The sequence below is a fragment of the Sediminibacterium sp. genome, from assembly GCF_051860225.1.
Classification (GTDB): domain Bacteria; phylum Bacteroidota; class Bacteroidia; order Chitinophagales; family Chitinophagaceae; genus Sediminibacterium.
This window is the reverse complement of the sequence record NZ_JBHYEI010000003.1, coordinates 361,584-378,383: the sequence shown is the minus strand read 5'-3', so window position 1 is coordinate 378,383 and position 16,800 is coordinate 361,584. Positions and strand designations below refer to the sequence as shown.

The window sequence follows — 16,800 nt, the reverse complement described above, 5'->3', positions numbered from 1 at the left end:
ATGAATCAAATCATTATAAGGCCAATAGAACCAACAGATAATAAAGCGATTGCCACAATTATCAGAACTGCATTAACCGAATTTGGTGCTAATAAGCCAGGTACTGTATTTTATGATGATACAACCGATCATTTGTATGAGTTATTTACAGCCGAACCGCAAAGTGGTTATTTCATTGCATTGCAAGATGGGATAATTGTTGGAGGAGCAGGGTATTATCCTACTGAAGGATTGCCAAATAATACTTGTGAATTGGTAAAAATGTATTTGACCGCAGCAGCAAGGGGCATTGGGCTAGGAAGAAAAATGATTGATTATGTGCTTGCAGCTGCTAAGCAAAAAGGTTATACGCAAGTGTATTTAGAAACAATGCCAGAGTTGAACAAAGCAGTTAAGGTATATGAGCAGTTTGGTTTCACTTATCTTGATGGCCCAATGGGCAATTCAGGTCATAATGGTTGCGATATCTGGATGATTAGACCACTATAAGTCTACCATAATTTGGTAGGACACCAATCTCCGTACTTATTTCCAATCATAAATCCTATCAGGATTTCATGGGTTCCTCTACTAATGGTATTTAAACGGGAAGTTTGAATATCATATGAATAGCCAATATTAAGGGTGTTGCTCAAATTCAATCCTACCATTGCAGCAAATCCGTCTTTATAACGATAAGAAGCACCTGCCCACAATAAATCAAGGTATTGCACTTTAGCATTTAAATCGAATCCCATGGGCAAAGGGCTTATATACCGGATGAGCATAGATGGCAATAAATTAAAATCTTCTGAAATGGGAATACGATAGCCAGCACTTAAAAATAGATGAGGCACCAATCTACCCTTGGTTAATGATACGGTGTTATCTGAAAAAGCCACATTTTGCGGTATAATTTGCTGAGCAGCTAATCCAATAAAATAATCTTTAGAATACAACCATAAGCCAGCACTGATATCTGGTTTGATTCTATTGATTACACCACTTGATGCCACTGCCGGATCAACGGTGGTACTTCCAAAATTTAACTTAGAAGCATCCAAACTTAAATTAGTAAACCCTGCAGAAACCCCTGCAGACAAATTGGTCGTTGGTGATAATCCAATATGGTAAGAATAAGTTCCGTAGGCTGCAAAACGATTTAAAGGCCCTGTCTTGTCATTAAGCATCGTAAATCCTATTCCATGATGTGGTTCAGCGGCTTGGTAATCTCTCCAATAAGCTTGCCCCCTCGGATTCATGCCTTTGGCCCTAAATCCTGTAGCGGTAGCAGTTTGGTAGGGATCTTTTTTTAGTGGACCATGCGCAGTAATATAAGTGGTAACTGGAGCATCTTGTAATCCAACCCATTGCATGCGATGACTGGCTTTTACATCCCAATAATTTTCAATACCAGCAACCGCAGGATTGATGATATAATTGTTCATAATGTATTGGGTATAATAAGGGCGTTGCTGTGCAATAGTTATCAATGACAGAAACACGCCAAACAAGAAAAGAAATCCTTTATGCCTCATTTTATTTAATTATTGTAACAGAACCAGTTATTATTTTTCTGCCATTTTTGGGATTAATCACATAATAATACGTTCCAATTGGTAAAGGTTTCCCGTTACGGGTTCCATCCCAATCTACTGCATATTCAATACTACTGTACACCAGCATTCCATATCGATCGTAAACATCCACTGTTGCACCAGGATAACTTTCAAGGTACTGGATTCTCCAACGATCATGAATACCATCTCCATTAGGGGAAAAAACATTCGGAATAATTGGGTTTAATAATAGTTTTACAAAAATCGTATCAGTCACCATACAACCTCCTATTCCAGTGAGGTTTAGCCGATAAGTGATGTCTCCAAGTGGAGTGGTTTTCGGAATTGAATCGGTATCATTATTCAAATACAAGGAAGGCGTCCATTGGTAAATTAAATTAGTCCCATATACAAATTGAGGTTGGAGTGCTTTTGTTCCACCTTCGAGCACTACAATATTAGGACCTAATTCTAAAACAGGATAAGGATGAACGACTACCGTTTGACTCACAGTATCACTTACACATCCTTGAGAATTATAAAAATAATAACTGATGGTATAACTTCCAGAATCAGTAAACACTTTATTAGGATTTTGCAAGTTGGAAGTGATGCCACCGCCCAAGTTCCACTCCCAGCGTATTGGGGCGCTGGTAAAGCCATTACCTAAGCCAGTAAACTGAATTGGATCGCCCTGGCATACTTCAGATTGGCTTACAGAGAAATCGGCTTTAGGCCATGGGTAAATAGTATTAAGCACCCTAGTTAAAGAGTCTACACATCCATCTTTACTAGTGATTTTTAATTGAACATTATTGGGACCTACAGCGGTGTATTTATGGGTAGGCTCTTTTAAAGTGGAAGCACTAGGATCGTTCGGGTCTCCAAAATTCCAAGCATAACTAAACAAAGCCTCAGAACCATCAGCGATAGTGCTTTGATTCAAGAAAGTACCTCTTCCATCTGGTAAACAAATTTCAGGCAAACTAAATGCCGGTTTGGGCAAATGATTAATGCGGATAATTTGTTGGTTGTTAGTACTTACACAACCGCTATCTGTTACCACTTGTAACGATGCAGTATAATTTTGTGCGGTATCAAAAACATGAGTGAATGCGGCACCATTAGTTCTATTTTCTGTTTTGCCATCACCAAAGTTCCAATTCCATTGGGCAATATTGCTAAAATTAGCTACTGAACTATCTGTAAATAATAAATTATTTTTTTCGCAAGCGGGATCAGCAATTCCCCATTTTGCTACCGGCGAAGGCCAAACTGTAATTGGCTGATGGGCAGAGTCTTTGCAACCTGCATTATTTTGCACAAAATATTTAAGCGTATCATTACCCACCCCGGTGGTAATGGGATTTAACAACCCTGCAGTACTGATACCCTTACCTGAATAAGTTTGCGTTGTAGGTAACGCGGAAATAAATGTTCCTTGAGTAATTAAACGTGGCGTTGCATCGTAACAAATGTCTCTGATATCGGTAAAAGAGACCGCTGGTGCATAAGTAACGGTTACAATTTTTGTTAGTGTTTTGGAACAAGATTCAGCTTGACCAGAGAATGCCCTTATTCTAACCGAATAATCTTTAGTTGCAGGAGTTGAAAGGGTCGTTGGAATACCATACCGTATGCTATACTGCTTATTTATCGTTGGGGACTGATCCGTCACAATAGTGTTGGGAGCACTTAATAAATCCCAGACTACTTCTAATTTGGTTACATCCCCAAAATCTACAGTAGATTGATTGATAATTTTAATGGAGTCGTTGGTACAAAGTGGAATTCCATTTAATAAATTTGCCACTTCAAATTTAGGAATTGGCGTACTCCCATTAACTGTAAATGATTTATTATCAGTAGCTATACAACCGTTACTTGAAGTAACTTGTAAAGAGACCGTATAATTTCCGAATGTTTTATAGCTAGCTGCAGTAGATTTTGAGTTGGTATTTGCAGTTAAAGGAACTGGACGTTTGGTAGGGTCTACTGTTGACACCCCATCATCAAATTTCCATAAATAACTAAAACCAGCTTCGGTGCCATCCGCAATTTTAGAGGTATCCGTAAAAGTTGCAGTAGCATCATTTAAACAAACTTCTGGTAAAACAAACCCAACCGCAGGTAAAGGATTTATTTTAAAACCACTGGCCATTCTGAATGTGTCGCTTGTGCAACCTGTATTTGAAACGGTATTTAAATAAACATCCTTGGGTCCCCAAGTAGCGTAAGTTTGGGTTTGAGTTGCATTTGTATTGAATGTTGCCGTGCCAGCCCCATTATCCAAATTCCATTTCCATTGAGTAATAGTATTATTAGCGGCACCAGGTACAATAGTAGATGCATCCGTAAAATTGATGGCACTGTTTTCACAAGTAATAGCAGGAACAGTAAACGTTGCAACAGGTTTATTAGATAAACTAATTGGAACAGTTTTAGTTGCAACGCAACCAAAATCGGAAATAGCAGTAAGTTTAACAGAATAATTTCCAGCTGAAATATACGTTTTAGACGGATTCTGAAGGGTGTTGCTTGCTCCATCCCCAAAATCCCAAATCCATCCGACTACTGATCTTCCTGATCCACTCGACAAATCCCTAAAAGCAATTGGAGCATTCACGCAACCGGAATCGAGTGAGCTAAAAGAAAAATCAGCAATCGGGGCATCACTTACCACAATATTATCGCTAATTTCTTGTTCATTATTGTTACTACAACCGTCTGATTGAGGCAATAATGATGTGGTGGTGAATTTAATGGGAAAAGTTCCAGCTGTTCCAAAAATATATGCTTGAGGAATTTTATATACATAAAAAGGCTTCCCATTTGATGTATAAGTAGAGTCAAAACCTGTTGGGTTGTAAGTAAATACAGGAGGACCATTTAAGTTACTTGCTCCTAAAAAGTCAAGTACAATTTTACTTGGTTGATAGCTTAGAGCCAGTTTTAAATTAAAAGTAGTATTTACACAAGTGGCAGAATAACTAACAGTAGCTACATTAGGGAATTGATTTTGTACAGTTATTGGAGGATTTAGGTCTACAATATTTGTACCTGCATTGTATCCATATGATTCGGCATTTCCAAAACCATAAGCAATTGCATTAAAACCACTGTCAGCACTTAATGAATGGGAACCATTGGTTACTTGGAGTATAGCATAGGAGTATTGAGGATCTTCTGGGTGAGGAGAAAAACTACCTGCTGCAGGGGCATTTCCATCTATTTTAAAATTGGCAACACCTTCTTTTTTGATTACCACATTTATATAACTTCGGACGATTTGAAACTGTGCGGCAGAATACAAGGTAATTTTATTGATGGTTTGTTCAACCGGACTCAAGTAAATCATTTCTGGATCCCCGCCAATTCCATTTCCTGTAGCACCAGCAAAATTAGGATTGCCTTCAACCCCCTGAGTGGTCATATACTGCGAAACTAAAATAGGTTGATCCGCTTCAATCACATTTGGTTTAGGAGCTGATACTCCCCCAGCATTCTTAAACTCATAATAAAATCCATTTTGTAATGCCGATTTAGGTAAATCTACCCCATTCAATTTTACATTGGTTGTAGGATCTTTAACACAAACCCTATAAAAATTATTAGGTTGTGTACCAGTAGGTACAGTTAAATACTTTAGCCCCCATGCTTTTGACGGGAACGCTTGAGCAAATAAATTATCAGCACTCCCGTTTCCATTACCACCGATACTGATTTTACCTGATCCTGAAAAAACGGCAATGGGCTTACATGGGGCTCCTGATGCTGATATAGACCTAATTTTAGAACCTGTCAAGTCGCTACCTGTACTCCCAATCAACGTCCCCATTACATGATATATTTCTCCTTTCTTTAGCGTAATCGGAGCTGATGGCACCCCAACGGCTAATCCATTTAAATTAGATGCACTTGGTGTAATCTCTATTTGTGTTCCGTCTTCTGTAGCAACAACAAAAAAGAAAGAATTCGATGCACCTTCATTAGACCGTTGCGTATAGTTCACAGAGTAATATTCTTTACCCAAAGTATTAGTTGGAAAAAGTAGTGATGCCCCTGAAACTGAAGCGTTATAAATATGAGCATATGCAACAATCGGCTTATCACTGGTAATATGAATTCCCTTATTAGAGATTCCTGGTACAGTTAATCTGGCGTCTTGAGCGCCAATTTTGGGAAGAGGAGCACTAGAGGTTATCTGATTTGCGACAACCTGATAGGTTGTTGCAAAACCGATATTAGGAATCTCGACTGTTACCGTTGCATTTTGATCAGAAGTAAAATACAATATCATTTCTTGTTGGTTCACAGGAGCTCCAGTAACATAGCGAACATGGTACCCATATCCCAACCAAAAATCCTTCCCTTTATTAGAAAAATCCTGCGCAATCAAAAAACTAATCGGAAGGAAAAACAATAGTAGCAGCAAACAAGATTTCTTCATTCGTTTAGGGGCTTTCTCTAATCATTAATTCTTTAACAATAATAGTTCATTAACCGCAAATTCAACTCAAAGACACACTAAAATCGGTTACTGTTGTCTCGCAATAGACCAGCAGCGGAAGGGCCGCAACAGAATAATAAATCCAAAATACTCATATTGGGCTGAAATCCATTCCGATCCTCAAATACTTGGGCATATTTAACAGGCCGGTTCAAAGCGCTAAATTGATTAGGTAAAAAAATATTTCTAGCATCTTTACTATCCTCATTCATATTCATTTCATAACTGCTTGAATAGGAAATTTCAAATTGGGCTTTCATCATTTTAAGGACCCATAAAATGAGTTTTCTATCTAAATCCATCAAAAATTCTTCTTGGCTTTTCAATATTGAAAAAAGCGAGTCTCTGTAAAAATCATAGAATGGTGCGCGCATGAAACATGCATCTAAAGCTCGGGTATGCTGTAAAACCCAGTTGTCTTTGTAAGCAATTTTAATGTCCCGAAAAAGGGATCGTTGATCTCTTCCATTTTGCAAAGGAACTGAAAGAGTAATCAATCCATTAGCTCCTGGAATGATGGTACGGTTGCGAAAACTGCCTTTTTGGTAGCGTTCATATTCTTCAAATTCAATATGCTTGAAGTCAAACAACATTTTATAGTAATTAACTGTTCCAAAATATTGATAATCAATTAATAATTTCATAATTTTTACTTTTGTTGAAGCATGGTTAAAAATGGATAGATTTATCAACCATAATGGTAAAATAACCAATATTTTAATATTAAATAAATTTCATAAAATATTTATAATCAATTAATTAATAACATTTACTATTGCTAAAAAATTGAGTTCTAAATTCTTACTCATCATAAAGCCAATTTGCTAAATACATTAGCATACAAGGTACGAAAAATAATTGCTCAATAGAGCGAATATTTCAACTACTTTTGATAAAACATTAAACCGTGAGACCCCTCCTATCCTTGGCCTTTATTTCGCTAATTTTCAGTTCTTGCCAGGCTCCAAAAGAGTTAGAATACCGTGAAGTAAGAAAATTGGAATTGAAACAGTTGGGCTTTAATCAGTCTGCAGTCAATTTTGAGTTGGTCTATTTTAACCCCAATAAATTTGGTCTCGATCTCAAAAAAGTGGACAGCGATGTTTATATAGATAATATTTATTTAGGAAAATTTCAGCTAGACACTTTAATGCATATCCCTAAAAACGCTGAATTTGTTTTACCCTCTACGATTAATATAGACATGCAAAACCTAATGAAAAATGCTGCTCAGCTGATGTTCAAGAAGGAAATTTTGGTTCGGGCGAAGGGTAATGTAAAAATTGGAAAGGGAAGAATCTTTAAGACCCTTCCCTTCACGTATGAATCAAGACAACAAGTTAATTTGTTTAAATAACCCTATTGAACAGGGGGAATATGGCAAGGCTTGGGTGGTTTAGGGCCACCTCCATCCTCTGCTCTTTTGCATATTGGGGGCAACTTTGCATACGCTTCTGGTTCAGCTTTATCATCATCTGCATCAAAACCTGCATTATTTAAAGCGGCTTTAATTAATGAAGCATCTGCTCGATCTGGCCAAAATTGAACTTTAATTTCTCCTTGCAACAGATTGATTTTCCATTGAATAAGTCCTGACTCCATGGTAGACTTATTTGCTTGAATTAGGTATTTTTCCAATTTATCCTTGCATTCCCAGCACTTTAAATTAGCAGACTTAATGGTTACCCATTGTTGTTTTGGCTGCTGCCCAAATGCACTGAATGCAACTGTTAAACTCAGTATCAATAATATTTTACGCATTTTTGACTGATTTATTTTCCCCAATTTGCTGGATCCTTGCTCCAATTCAGCAGCGTTTCTTTGGTTTCAGCGGTAACTAATCCTTTTTCAATTGCCAATTCTATCATGGTTGGATAGTTGGTTAAGCTGCTGGTTTTTATACCTGCATTGGCACAAGCACTAGCAGCCGCTTCAAATCCGTAATTAAATATAGAAATCATTCCTACAATTTCCGCCCCTGCAGCTTTCAATACATCTACTACTTGTAAACTACTTTTACCAGTAGAAATAAGATCCTCTATCACCAAAACACGCTGTCCAGGCTCCAATGCCCCCTCAATTTGGTTGCCCAAACCATGTTCTTTGGGTTTAGGTCTTACATAAATAAAAGGGAGTTTTAGCTGATCGGCTGCCATTGCTCCCCAAGGAATACCCGCAGTTGCAACACCAGCCAACACGGTTGCTTCAGGATATTGCTCAAATATTACACTACACAATTCACTTTTGATAAAATCTCTAACATAGGGAAAGGACAAGACTTTTCTATTGTCACAATAAATAGGACTTTTCCATCCACTGGCCCAGGTAAAAGGTTGATCAGGGCTCAATTTGACAGCCTGAACTTGTAATAATTTTTCTGCAACTGCTTTTTCATTTGTCATATCACAAAAGTAAATCCTATTTTCCAATGGATTATTATGGAAATTTGCACATTAAGTATTTTATGCAATTAAAAATTATAAAAGCTGGGGGTGGATTAGTACTGAACGAACAGCATGAATTGCTCTTCATTTTCAGAAGGGGTTATTGGGATTTGCCCAAGGGAAAGGTAGACCCCGGTGAAACCATTGAAGCCTGCGCTTTGCGAGAAGTAGAAGAAGAAACCGGAGTTGGAAATTTAAGTATAATTGATTTTTTAGGTATAACCAACCATCAATATTTTGACCCTTATTTAAAAGAAGAAGTCATTAAAGAAAGTCATTGGTATATCATGTCTACTAAAGGGGTGCCAATTTTGATTCCTCAAACAGAAGAGGATATTACTGATATAAAATGGATTCCATTAGCTGATGTGAATGTCTTCATTGAACATTCTTTTGCAAGTATTAAAGAAATTATCGGTCTTTTCTTTTTAAGACAGCCACAGTAAGTCTGCTGATACAAACCAAGTGGTCTCTTTCATCATGTATCTTGATTTCCCAAACCTGAGAACTTGATCCTATATGAATAGGTTTTGCTGTGCCCGTTACCATTCCGGATCTAACACTTCTTAAATGATTGGCATTTATTTCTTGACCAACGCAAATGTATTCAGTATGATCCACTACCATAGCTGCACCTACACTTCCTAATGTTTCTGCTAAAGCAACTGAAGCCCCTCCGTGCAATAATCCATAGGGTTGTTTGGTGCGATGGTCTACGGGCATAGTCCCTTTAATATAATCCGGCCCTATTTCAGTAAACTCCATTCCCAAATGTTCGCCCATATTCCCCTTGCCTATTTCTGAAAACTGAGCAACAGTAAGGCTTTTATTGAACCAAATCATAATTTACTTTTTAGCGTATTAATAACCGCTTGAGGAAGAAATGGTGAAGCATCCCCACCATTCTTGATGATATCCCGAACAATTGTTGATGCAACGGATGTATACTTAGGTTCTCCTGTCAAAAAGATGGTCTCAATTTGATTGTCGAGTGTTCTATTAGCATCTGCAATTGTTTTCTCATATTCAAAATCACTAACGTATCGAATACCTCTTAAGATAAAATGAGCGCCAATTTTTTTACAAAATTGAACAGTCAATCCATCGTAAGCAATGCTCTCTACCCTTGGTTCATCTTTATATATTTCTCTAAACCACTGCATTCTTTGCTCAGCACTAAACATAGGATTCTTAGATGAGTTAATACCAACTCCAACAACTATTCTATCAAACAAAGGAAGTGCCCTATTGATGATATCAGTGTGTCCCAATGTAACAGGATCAAATGTACCTGGGAATAGACATATTCTTTGCATGATAACGATTTGGTTATTTTTAGTCGGCTCTACCAGCTAATAAATATAAGGCCGCCATTCTAACTGCAACCCCATTTTCTACTTGATTTAAAATAATGGAATGTGGGCCATCAGCAACATCGCTATCTAACTCTACGCCTCTATTGATGGGGCCAGGATGCATAATTACAATTTCTTTCCCTAATTTATCAAGCATTTTTTGCTTGATTCCGTAAGCCAAATTATATTCTCTTAGTGAGGAAAATAGGGGTTGATTTTGTCTTTCTAACTGAATACGCAAGACATTGGCCACATCGCACCATTGTAATGCGTCTTGAACATTATAAGTAACCCTCACCCCTAAGGCCTCTTCCAAATATTTAGGAATTAATGTAGGTGGCCCTACAACAGTTATTTCTGCACCCATTTTTTTCAATAGATACATATTGCTGAGTGCAACCCTACTATGCATAATGTCTCCTATAATCGCTACTTTTAATCCCTCAATCCTGCCTGTTTTTTCTTGCATTGAAAATGCATCTAATAATGCTTGTGTAGGATGTTCGTTAATACCATCCCCTGCGTTAACAATAGCGGCTGGAATATGCTTGGCTAAAAAATGTGGTGCACCAGATGCACTATGTCTCATCACCACCAAGTCTACTTTCATGCTCAAAATATTGTTGACGGTATCCAACAATGTTTCGCCCTTTGCAGCAGAAGAACTGCTTGCTGTAAAATTAAGTACATCTGCAGAAAGTCTTCGCTCGGCCAATTCAAACGACATTCTAGTACGAGTAGAATTTTCATAAAATAAATTCACAATCGTAACATCTCTTAAGGAAGGAACTTTCTTTACTGGTCTTTGTAAAACTTCTTTAAACTGACCTGCAGTAGATAAAATTAATTGGATATCGGCTTTGGTGAGGTCCTTGATACCAAGTAAATGTTTGGTAGATAGTTTCATTAAAAAGCAAAATTAATCATTTAGACTAAAACAACTTCGTCTTTTTCATCCTTTTCTTTCCAATTCACTTTTACCTTATCGGTAAATATGGTATCAATGGCTTTTCCAGCATAATCTGGTTGAATGGGTAATTCTCTGCTGAACCTTCGATCAATCAACACACATAAGGAAACTTTAGAAGGTCTTCCAAAATCTAATAATGCATCCAAAGCAGCCCGAATGGTTCTTCCAGTATACAATACATCATCTACCAATATGACCGACTTGCCTTCAATACTAAACGGAATATCTGTTTCATTGGCTATATGTAATGTTTTTCTAACATCATCCCTATAAAAAGTAATATCCAGCTTTCCATAATGAAAAGGATGATTAGGAATGATCCCTTTCAATGCAGCAACAATACGGTCACTCATAAAGATACCTCTTGGTTGTAACCCAATAATTACCGTATTGGCCATGTCTTTATTGTTCTCTAACATTTGGTGTGCGAGTCTTTGAATACTCAACTCCATCTGTTCTTCTGATAATATAGTTTTCAAATGCCCAATTTTTAATAAAATTAAATGCTTTCTTCCATACCAAAAGGGAATAATTCAAGTCGTTCTTCTTTACTTTGTATTACATGCTTCAGCTAAAGGAAATAAACCTTGTTCAGTTTAGGAATTACAGCAATTACGATCCAGTTTTTAAGGAAAGAATTGTGGCGATTTGTGGGTCGAATGGAACGGGCAAAACCAATTTATTAGATGCCATTTATTATTTAGGATTTTCGAGAAGTTATTTTGCTAGAACTGATGCCCAAAATGTGCAGCATGGCAAACTAGGCATGCGTCTTTCTGGAAATTTTATTAAAAATGCAAAAGAAGAAGAAGAAGTCGTATTTATTTTAAGAGAGAACAATAAAAAGGAATTATTGGTAAATGCCGAATCTTATAAAAAGATTTCAGACCATATTGGTAAATTCCCTTGTGTGATGATTGCCCCTGATGATGTGGAACTGATTACTGGTTCCAGCGAAGAAAGAAGAAAACTAATGGATAGTATTCTATCACAAACCAACAGAGACTATCTTACTCAATTAATAGCCTACAATAAACTATTGCAACAACGCAATAGTTTATTAAAACAAATGGCTGAACAACCTCAAATGAGTAATGACTTATTGGAGGTTTACAATGAGCAACTCATTCATAGTGGGAATCAAATACACCAGGATCGCAAAAAATTCTTACATATTTTTTTACCGATGGTTGGCGAAAATTATGCAACTATTGCAGGAAAACAAGAGGACTTACAATTGGCTTATGAAAGTCAATTACTCAGTTCTACTTTTAATGAAATTCTTGCAGAAAATACAGTAAAAGATAAAGCCCTGCAAAGAACTACCAGAGGAGTTCATAGAGATGACATAGGTATTTACTTAAATGATTGTCCTTTTAAATCAGAAGCATCGCAAGGCCAAAGAAAGAGTCTATTATTTGCATTAAAGTTAGCAGAATGGGCGTATTTAAAAAATACAATAGGCATTCCGCCTATTTTATTATTAGATGATGTATTTGAAAAACTAGATGAAAGCAGAATGGCCCATTTATTAGAACAAGTATGTAGTAATGAGTTTGGACAAGTATTTATCACTGATACACATGCAGATAGAATCAAAGCCAAATTAGACGAAACGGGTAGCCCATATCAATTAATTCTTTTGTGAAATTACGCTTAACTTTATCGCATGGCAGAGATGAAAATTGGAGATGCATTGAAAAACCTTAAAGGCATGAGTCACCTTAAGAAAGGTATCCGTGCTGCACAAATTGAAGATATTTGGGAGCAATTAATGGGAAAAACAGTTGCTAAATACACCGACAAAATTCAAATCATACAGAAAAAACTATTCATCCATACCAATATTGGTCCTTTGAAGAACGAGTTGTCTTTTCAAAAGCCTCAAATCATTAGCAGAATTAATGAAGCTTTCGGCGAAGAATTAATTGAAGAAGTGATTATTCAATAAACGAACACTAATAGATAGGATCAGAAAATTCATCCCCAGCTTCTAAGCTATTTCGCATTAAATCATGTATGGTGATAATTCCCTTGAATTCAAAGCCATCAAAAACTACCAGATAACGAGTCTTGTGTTGATTCATTAGCTTCATACATTCTTCGGCAGTAGTATCTAATGAAACTGTTGGCAATCCAGTGGTCATGATTTCTTGAACAGTTGTGTCTGTAGAGTTTTTGTGTAATAAGACTACTTTTTGCGCATAGTCACGCTCTGTCATGATCCCTTTAAAATCTTCACCATCTTTTACGATTACATAGCTCAAATTTTCTGCCTTCATCAATGATAAAGCCTCAATTACTTTTAATGAAGAAGCAACTCCATTAAAATAAGGACCTTTTTTATCTAATATATTTTTTACGGTATTCATGATTGTGTTGTTATTACACTAAGTTCGGTCAATCACCCCAAATAAAAAAATGGAATTAATACAAGGCGTTCATATCATCTTCAACATCTAAATAACTCAATTTTTTCTTTATTGTAGCGCCTTCCATAAATAGGAAAGTAGGATTGACTCTAGCTGCAGTTTTCAGCACTGTAGCATCACAGTTAAGCACAGTATGATCAGGAAAAGCTGCTTTTATTTTTGCTCCCTCTGCTGAAACAAAAATAACCCGGTAGCTTACTTTTTCAGCAAATACATAGTTATTTACTATGTTAGATACTTTCTTTTTCCATAAAGGTAGATTACTAGCATCTTTAGCCAATATCAATACAAATTTACCCTTATTAGCCAATACTGCTTGTGTTGTATCTACCCCATCAAGGGTTTTCAATGAGAAATCTACAATGGCTGGTTTTAACCCATTCCCCTTTTTAACCAACTTATCTTTACGGCTGACGAAAATATAACTATCATCGAAATTTTCGGGGAAATTTTCCTGATCAAATTCAATGGTTTTACCCTCTTTTTGGTATTCAAAAACAATCTGCATACTATCCAATGTAGCTCCAGCAGGCAGTTCCATTTTCTGCAATATATTATTGCCCACTTTATATGGCAAGCAATCTACCCAGGGTAAATGTCTTAAAACATAAAATTGAGCAATAGTAGACAATACCAGGGTTAATGCAACCAAACTAAAAGCCCAGAGATTGGATAAAGTAGATTTAATGTATTGCTGAAAGCCAACCAACAATAAAATTAGCGCTAATAGAAATAAATCTTTATAAAAAGATTGAGCGGCTGTTAAAGGAAGACAATCCCCAAAGCAACCACAGGTTTTTATTTTACCAGAATAGTGTGCATAGCCGGTTAAAAAAGTGAAGAAAACAATTAATAACAATAATAACCAACTGAATAATTTAATGCGCCACCCTATTATGATTGCCACCCCTGCTAAGACTTCAAAACTATTCATTGCAATGGAAAAGAACAATGCATAATCATTCAAGAAATGCATATTCCAAACCTCAAAAAATTCTTGCATTTTATAGCTCAACCCTATTGGATCATTCACTTTTATTAAACCAGAAAAAATGAACAACAAGCCCACAATCCAACGAACCAACAAGAGCATTTTTTTCATAATTAGTGTTTTCCCTCATGAATTAATATCAGCGCAAAAGCAGCGTAGTTGATGATGTCAACATAGTTGGCATCAATGCCTTCACTAATTAAAGTCTTCCCATCATTTTGTAAAATCTGTTTAATTCGAAGCAGTTTTACTAAGATTAAATCGGCAAAACTTTCTTGACTCATCTCTCTCCAAGCTTCCCCATAATCATGATTCTTAGATAGCATGGTGTCATGTGCAAACTGAACTTGCTGTTGGTACAAGCTTTCAGTTTGGTCAACCGCTAATTCTTCCACCGTTGAATTGCCCAACTCTAATTGTATTAATCCAATAATGGCATAATTCAAAATTCCAATGAATTCAGAACTAATATCATCCCCAACTTTTTGGGTTTTGAGTTCTTGAATGGTACGAATACGCAGTGCCTTAATAAAAATTTGATCCACCACCGAAATGGTTCTTAAAACCCGCCAGGCAGTTCCATAATCTTTGGTTTTTTTAATAAATATTTCTTTACAAGATGCAACAGCCTGGTGGTATTGTGTATTGGTATCCAACATTTTCAGAATATCTTTGAATTGATTGCAATTTAATTGAATCGAAGCTATGTTTACACTAAACTGCAAAGGAACTTTAATTTCTCTAGATCAACCCATTGTTATGGGCATTATTAATGCAACCCCAGATTCTTTTTATGGGAGGAGCAGGGCCGCTACCCTATCAGCTGCTTTAGAGAAGGCAAATACCATGATTCAGGAAGGCGCTTTCATTTTAGATATTGGTGGACAAAGTACCCGACCTGGCAGTATTCAAATTGGGGCTAATGAAGAAATGGATCGAGTGGTGCCTGTTATTGAATCGGTGAAGAAAGCATTTCCAAGCATTCTAATTTCTGTAGACACTTATCATCCAACTGTTGTAATGGCTGCAGTTAATGCTGGAGCCGATATCGTTAATGATATCAGTGGGGGAAGATTCTTTGAAGACATGTTGTCTGCTGTGGCTTCTTTAAATGTTCCCTATATCTGTATGCATAGCAGAGGAACCATTGAAACCATGCATGAAAAACCTTCTAGCAATAATATTATTACTGAACTATTAGACTATTTTATTGAACGTATTGACGCATGCAACCAAGCAGGAATTAAAGATATCATTATTGATCCTGGATTTGGATTTGGGAAAACCATCGAAGATAATTTTGCTTTAATAAAAGAAATGGAAGCCTTGCAGATACTCCGTAAGCCCTTACTATTAGGGGTTTCTAGAAAGTCATCCATTTACCAAACTTTAAAAATTACACCAGAAGAATCTTTAAACGGAACCACTGTTTTAAATACCGTTGGATTAATGAATAAGGCAATGATACTGAGAGTTCACGATGTGAAAGAAGCTGCTCAAGCTATTCAGCTTTACCAGCATTTAAAATAAAAACGGATTTTTATTCTTTGTGTCCTCTATTTTATCTTTTTTATAAAGGCGATGTAAATAAAAATGCCCCGAATAATCGAGGCACTTTTATTATTGCTAAACAATCTTATCGTTGTTGCATTTGTTGCTGTGGTTGACCAGGCATAGCTGGTGGCGGTGGAGGTGCAATTTTTACATCCAACACTTCAATATCAAATACCAATGAAGCATAAGGAGGGATTACTGGCGCACTTCCATTAGGGCCATAGCCCAACATAGCAGGGATAAATACTTTACCTCTTCCACCTTTATTGAACATTTTCAACCCATCTTCTAAGCCCTTGATAACGCCACCTTGTCCTATTACAAACTCTAATGGTTGTTTATTTTGAGCATCTGCATCCATATTGCCATCAAACTTTTTACCATCTAAGAAAGTTCCTCTGTACATCACAGACACTTGCTTTCCTGAGTCTGCTTTTGCAGTAGCATCTCCTACATTGGTAATTTGAACAAAAACACCAGAAGCAATTTCTTGTGCTTTAATATTCTTTTTAGCTAAATGATCCTTTAACTCTTTGGTTTCTCTCTGCTTTTCATTTTCCATTTCCGCTTTGTAGTCGGCCATCATCAACTCTTGTGTTGCAAAAGTTTTAATAACATCTACTTTACCATTAATCTGGTCTTTCTCTTTAAAGATATTGTTGTACTCTAACATGCCAAATTTCTTTAAAGAATCTACACTCATCACAAATTCAACCTTGTCTCCAGGAGCACACTGATTGATAATTTCAATGAAACTGTGCTTGGCTTTTTGGGCTGAATCTACCATGAAATAAACGGGGATTCTACCAAAAGAGCTACTCAACAAACTATCCTTTGCAGGTAATTTATACTCCACATGCATTTTTACAAATTGACCTTGCTTTAGCAAGTCTTTACTGCTACCCTTACTGATTTTGTAAGAAAGACCAGTAGGTGTTTTTTCATATTGATTACAACTTGCAAGCAATACAACCGCTGACATGAGCGGGGCGATGATTCTCCTCAT

At 36.6% G+C, this 16,800-nt stretch carries 19 protein-coding genes; 6 read left to right on the top strand and 13 right to left on the bottom strand.

The features are described 5' to 3' along the window. A complete protein-coding gene (locus ACTIEI_RS12255) occupies window positions 1-489 on the top strand; it encodes a GNAT family N-acetyltransferase (protein ID WP_439506583.1) in 489 nt (162 codons plus the stop codon). Window positions 490-491: 2 nt separating this feature from the next. On the opposite strand, the gene ACTIEI_RS12250 is transcribed toward ACTIEI_RS12255, so the two are convergent. From ACTIEI_RS12250 to ACTIEI_RS12240, 3 genes are all read right to left on the bottom strand, one after another. Continuing rightward, window positions 492-1,517, bottom strand: coding sequence for a PorP/SprF family type IX secretion system membrane protein (locus ACTIEI_RS12250; protein WP_439506582.1), 1,026 nt, complete (start codon window positions 1,515-1,517; stop codon window positions 492-494). A gap of 1 nt (window position 1,518) precedes the next feature. Beyond that, the gene (locus tag ACTIEI_RS12245) at window positions 1,519-5,988 is read right to left on the bottom strand and encodes a PKD domain-containing protein (RefSeq protein WP_439506581.1); all 4,470 of its coding nucleotides are present in this window, start codon (window positions 5,986-5,988) and stop codon (window positions 1,519-1,521) included. 77 nt (window positions 5,989-6,065) lie between these two features. Then, entirely contained in the window at window positions 6,066-6,692 is a 627-nt protein-coding gene (locus tag ACTIEI_RS12240) for a WbqC family protein (RefSeq protein ID WP_439506580.1), read from the bottom strand. A 263-nt stretch (window positions 6,693-6,955) separates the two neighbouring features. Between ACTIEI_RS12240 and ACTIEI_RS12235 the strand changes: the two genes are divergently transcribed. Beyond that, window positions 6,956-7,405, top strand: coding sequence for an LEA type 2 family protein (locus ACTIEI_RS12235; protein WP_439506579.1), 450 nt, complete (start codon window positions 6,956-6,958; stop codon window positions 7,403-7,405). Window positions 7,406-7,407: 2 nt separating this feature from the next. On the opposite strand, the gene ACTIEI_RS12230 is transcribed toward ACTIEI_RS12235, so the two are convergent. Both ACTIEI_RS12230 and pyrE read right to left on the bottom strand, forming a co-directional pair. Next, complete coding sequence (locus ACTIEI_RS12230) at window positions 7,408-7,809, bottom strand: hypothetical protein (RefSeq protein WP_439506578.1); 402 nt, start codon at window positions 7,807-7,809, stop codon at window positions 7,408-7,410. Between the two features lie 11 nt (window positions 7,810-7,820). Continuing rightward, complete coding sequence (pyrE, locus tag ACTIEI_RS12225; protein WP_439506577.1) at window positions 7,821-8,450, bottom strand: orotate phosphoribosyltransferase; 630 nt, start codon at window positions 8,448-8,450, stop codon at window positions 7,821-7,823. A gap of 62 nt (window positions 8,451-8,512) precedes the next feature. Here pyrE and ACTIEI_RS12220 point away from each other — a divergent pair, with 62 nt between their 5' ends. After that, window positions 8,513-8,938 carry an NUDIX hydrolase gene (locus ACTIEI_RS12220; protein WP_439506576.1) on the top strand — a complete coding sequence of 142 codons (426 nt, stop codon included), beginning with the start codon at window positions 8,513-8,515 and terminating at the stop codon, window positions 8,936-8,938. On the opposite strand, the gene ACTIEI_RS12215 is transcribed toward ACTIEI_RS12220, so the two are convergent. The 4 genes from ACTIEI_RS12215 to pyrR are packed head-to-tail and all read right to left on the bottom strand — an operon-like array spanning window position 8,904 to window position 11,296. After that, entirely contained in the window at window positions 8,904-9,335 is a 432-nt protein-coding gene (locus ACTIEI_RS12215; RefSeq protein WP_439506575.1) for a hotdog fold thioesterase, read from the bottom strand. The two genes, ACTIEI_RS12220 and ACTIEI_RS12215, sit on opposite strands and share 35 nt — an antisense overlap. Further along, complete coding sequence (gene coaD, locus ACTIEI_RS12210) at window positions 9,332-9,808, bottom strand: pantetheine-phosphate adenylyltransferase (RefSeq protein ID WP_439506574.1); 477 nt, start codon at window positions 9,806-9,808, stop codon at window positions 9,332-9,334. The genes ACTIEI_RS12215 and coaD overlap by 4 nt, the downstream gene beginning before the upstream one ends. Window positions 9,809-9,827: 19 nt before the next feature. After that, entirely contained in the window at window positions 9,828-10,754 is a 927-nt protein-coding gene (locus tag ACTIEI_RS12205; RefSeq protein ID WP_439506573.1) for an aspartate carbamoyltransferase catalytic subunit, read from the bottom strand. A gap of 20 nt (window positions 10,755-10,774) precedes the next feature. Then, a complete protein-coding gene (gene pyrR / locus ACTIEI_RS12200) occupies window positions 10,775-11,296 on the bottom strand; it encodes a bifunctional pyr operon transcriptional regulator/uracil phosphoribosyltransferase PyrR (protein WP_439506572.1) in 522 nt (173 codons plus the stop codon). An 83-nt stretch (window positions 11,297-11,379) separates the two neighbouring features. On the opposite strand from pyrR, the gene recF reads away from it, so the two are divergent. Then, on the top strand, window positions 11,380-12,465 hold the full coding sequence (recF, locus tag ACTIEI_RS12195; protein ID WP_439506571.1) for a DNA replication/repair protein RecF: 1,086 nt from the start codon (window positions 11,380-11,382) through the stop codon (window positions 12,463-12,465). A 21-nt stretch (window positions 12,466-12,486) separates the two neighbouring features. Further along, entirely contained in the window at window positions 12,487-12,768 is a 282-nt protein-coding gene (locus ACTIEI_RS12190) for a DUF721 domain-containing protein (protein ID WP_439506570.1), read from the top strand. Window positions 12,769-12,775: 7 nt separating this feature from the next. Here the strand turns inward: ACTIEI_RS12190 and ACTIEI_RS12185 are convergent, their stop codons facing one another. Genes ACTIEI_RS12185 through ACTIEI_RS12175 form a run of 3 tightly spaced genes read right to left on the bottom strand, consistent with a single transcriptional unit; the run spans window position 12,776 to window position 14,899 of the window. Beyond that, on the bottom strand, window positions 12,776-13,189 hold the full coding sequence (locus ACTIEI_RS12185) for a CBS domain-containing protein (protein WP_439506569.1): 414 nt from the start codon (window positions 13,187-13,189) through the stop codon (window positions 12,776-12,778). A gap of 55 nt (window positions 13,190-13,244) precedes the next feature. Next, on the bottom strand, window positions 13,245-14,351 hold the full coding sequence (locus ACTIEI_RS12180) for a BT_3928 family protein (RefSeq protein WP_439506568.1): 1,107 nt from the start codon (window positions 14,349-14,351) through the stop codon (window positions 13,245-13,247). A gap of 2 nt (window positions 14,352-14,353) precedes the next feature. Beyond that, a complete protein-coding gene (locus ACTIEI_RS12175; protein WP_439506567.1) occupies window positions 14,354-14,899 on the bottom strand; it encodes a DUF1599 domain-containing protein in 546 nt (181 codons plus the stop codon). A 46-nt stretch (window positions 14,900-14,945) separates the two neighbouring features. Here ACTIEI_RS12175 and folP point away from each other — a divergent pair, with 46 nt between their 5' ends. Next, window positions 14,946-15,770 carry a dihydropteroate synthase gene (gene folP / locus ACTIEI_RS12170; protein ID WP_439506566.1) on the top strand — a complete coding sequence of 275 codons (825 nt, stop codon included), beginning with the start codon at window positions 14,946-14,948 and terminating at the stop codon, window positions 15,768-15,770. 106 nt (window positions 15,771-15,876) lie between these two features. Here folP and ACTIEI_RS12165 read toward each other — a convergent pair whose 3' ends face one another. Then, on the bottom strand, window positions 15,877-16,800 hold the full coding sequence (locus ACTIEI_RS12165; RefSeq protein WP_439506565.1) for an FKBP-type peptidyl-prolyl cis-trans isomerase: 924 nt from the start codon (window positions 16,798-16,800) through the stop codon (window positions 15,877-15,879).

What these genes read in the sequence shown, in the direction of transcription:
- recF (WP_439506571.1), top strand. Translation starts at nt 11,380, where the DNA reads ATGCTTCAGCTAAAGGAAATAAACCTTGTTCAGTTTAGGAATTACAGC.
- ACTIEI_RS12240 (WP_439506580.1), bottom strand. Translation starts at nt 6,692, where the DNA reads ATGAAATTATTAATTGATTATCAATATTTTGGAACAGTTAATTACTAT.
- ACTIEI_RS12175 (WP_439506567.1), bottom strand. Translation starts at nt 14,899, where the DNA reads ATGTTGGATACCAATACACAATACCACCAGGCTGTTGCATCTTGTAAA.
- ACTIEI_RS12220 (WP_439506576.1), top strand. Translation starts at nt 8,513, where the DNA reads ATGCAATTAAAAATTATAAAAGCTGGGGGTGGATTAGTACTGAACGAA.
- ACTIEI_RS12245 (WP_439506581.1), bottom strand. Translation starts at nt 5,988, where the DNA reads ATGAAGAAATCTTGTTTGCTGCTACTATTGTTTTTCCTTCCGATTAGT.
- ACTIEI_RS12255 (WP_439506583.1), top strand. Translation starts at nt 1, where the DNA reads ATGAATCAAATCATTATAAGGCCAATAGAACCAACAGATAATAAAGCG.
- ACTIEI_RS12190 (WP_439506570.1), top strand. Translation starts at nt 12,487, where the DNA reads ATGGCAGAGATGAAAATTGGAGATGCATTGAAAAACCTTAAAGGCATG.
- ACTIEI_RS12205 (WP_439506573.1), bottom strand. Translation starts at nt 10,754, where the DNA reads ATGAAACTATCTACCAAACATTTACTTGGTATCAAGGACCTCACCAAA.
- ACTIEI_RS12180 (WP_439506568.1), bottom strand. Translation starts at nt 14,351, where the DNA reads ATGAAAAAAATGCTCTTGTTGGTTCGTTGGATTGTGGGCTTGTTGTTC.
- pyrE (WP_439506577.1), bottom strand. Translation starts at nt 8,450, where the DNA reads ATGACAAATGAAAAAGCAGTTGCAGAAAAATTATTACAAGTTCAGGCT.
- coaD (WP_439506574.1), bottom strand. Translation starts at nt 9,808, where the DNA reads ATGCAAAGAATATGTCTATTCCCAGGTACATTTGATCCTGTTACATTG.
- ACTIEI_RS12165 (WP_439506565.1), bottom strand. Translation starts at nt 16,800, where the DNA reads ATGAGGAGAATCATCGCCCCGCTCATGTCAGCGGTTGTATTGCTTGCA.
- ACTIEI_RS12250 (WP_439506582.1), bottom strand. Translation starts at nt 1,517, where the DNA reads ATGAGGCATAAAGGATTTCTTTTCTTGTTTGGCGTGTTTCTGTCATTG.
- ACTIEI_RS12215 (WP_439506575.1), bottom strand. Translation starts at nt 9,335, where the DNA reads ATGATTTGGTTCAATAAAAGCCTTACTGTTGCTCAGTTTTCAGAAATA.
- ACTIEI_RS12230 (WP_439506578.1), bottom strand. Translation starts at nt 7,809, where the DNA reads ATGCGTAAAATATTATTGATACTGAGTTTAACAGTTGCATTCAGTGCA.
- folP (WP_439506566.1), top strand. Translation starts at nt 14,946, where the DNA reads ATGTTTACACTAAACTGCAAAGGAACTTTAATTTCTCTAGATCAACCC.
- ACTIEI_RS12185 (WP_439506569.1), bottom strand. Translation starts at nt 13,189, where the DNA reads ATGAATACCGTAAAAAATATATTAGATAAAAAAGGTCCTTATTTTAAT.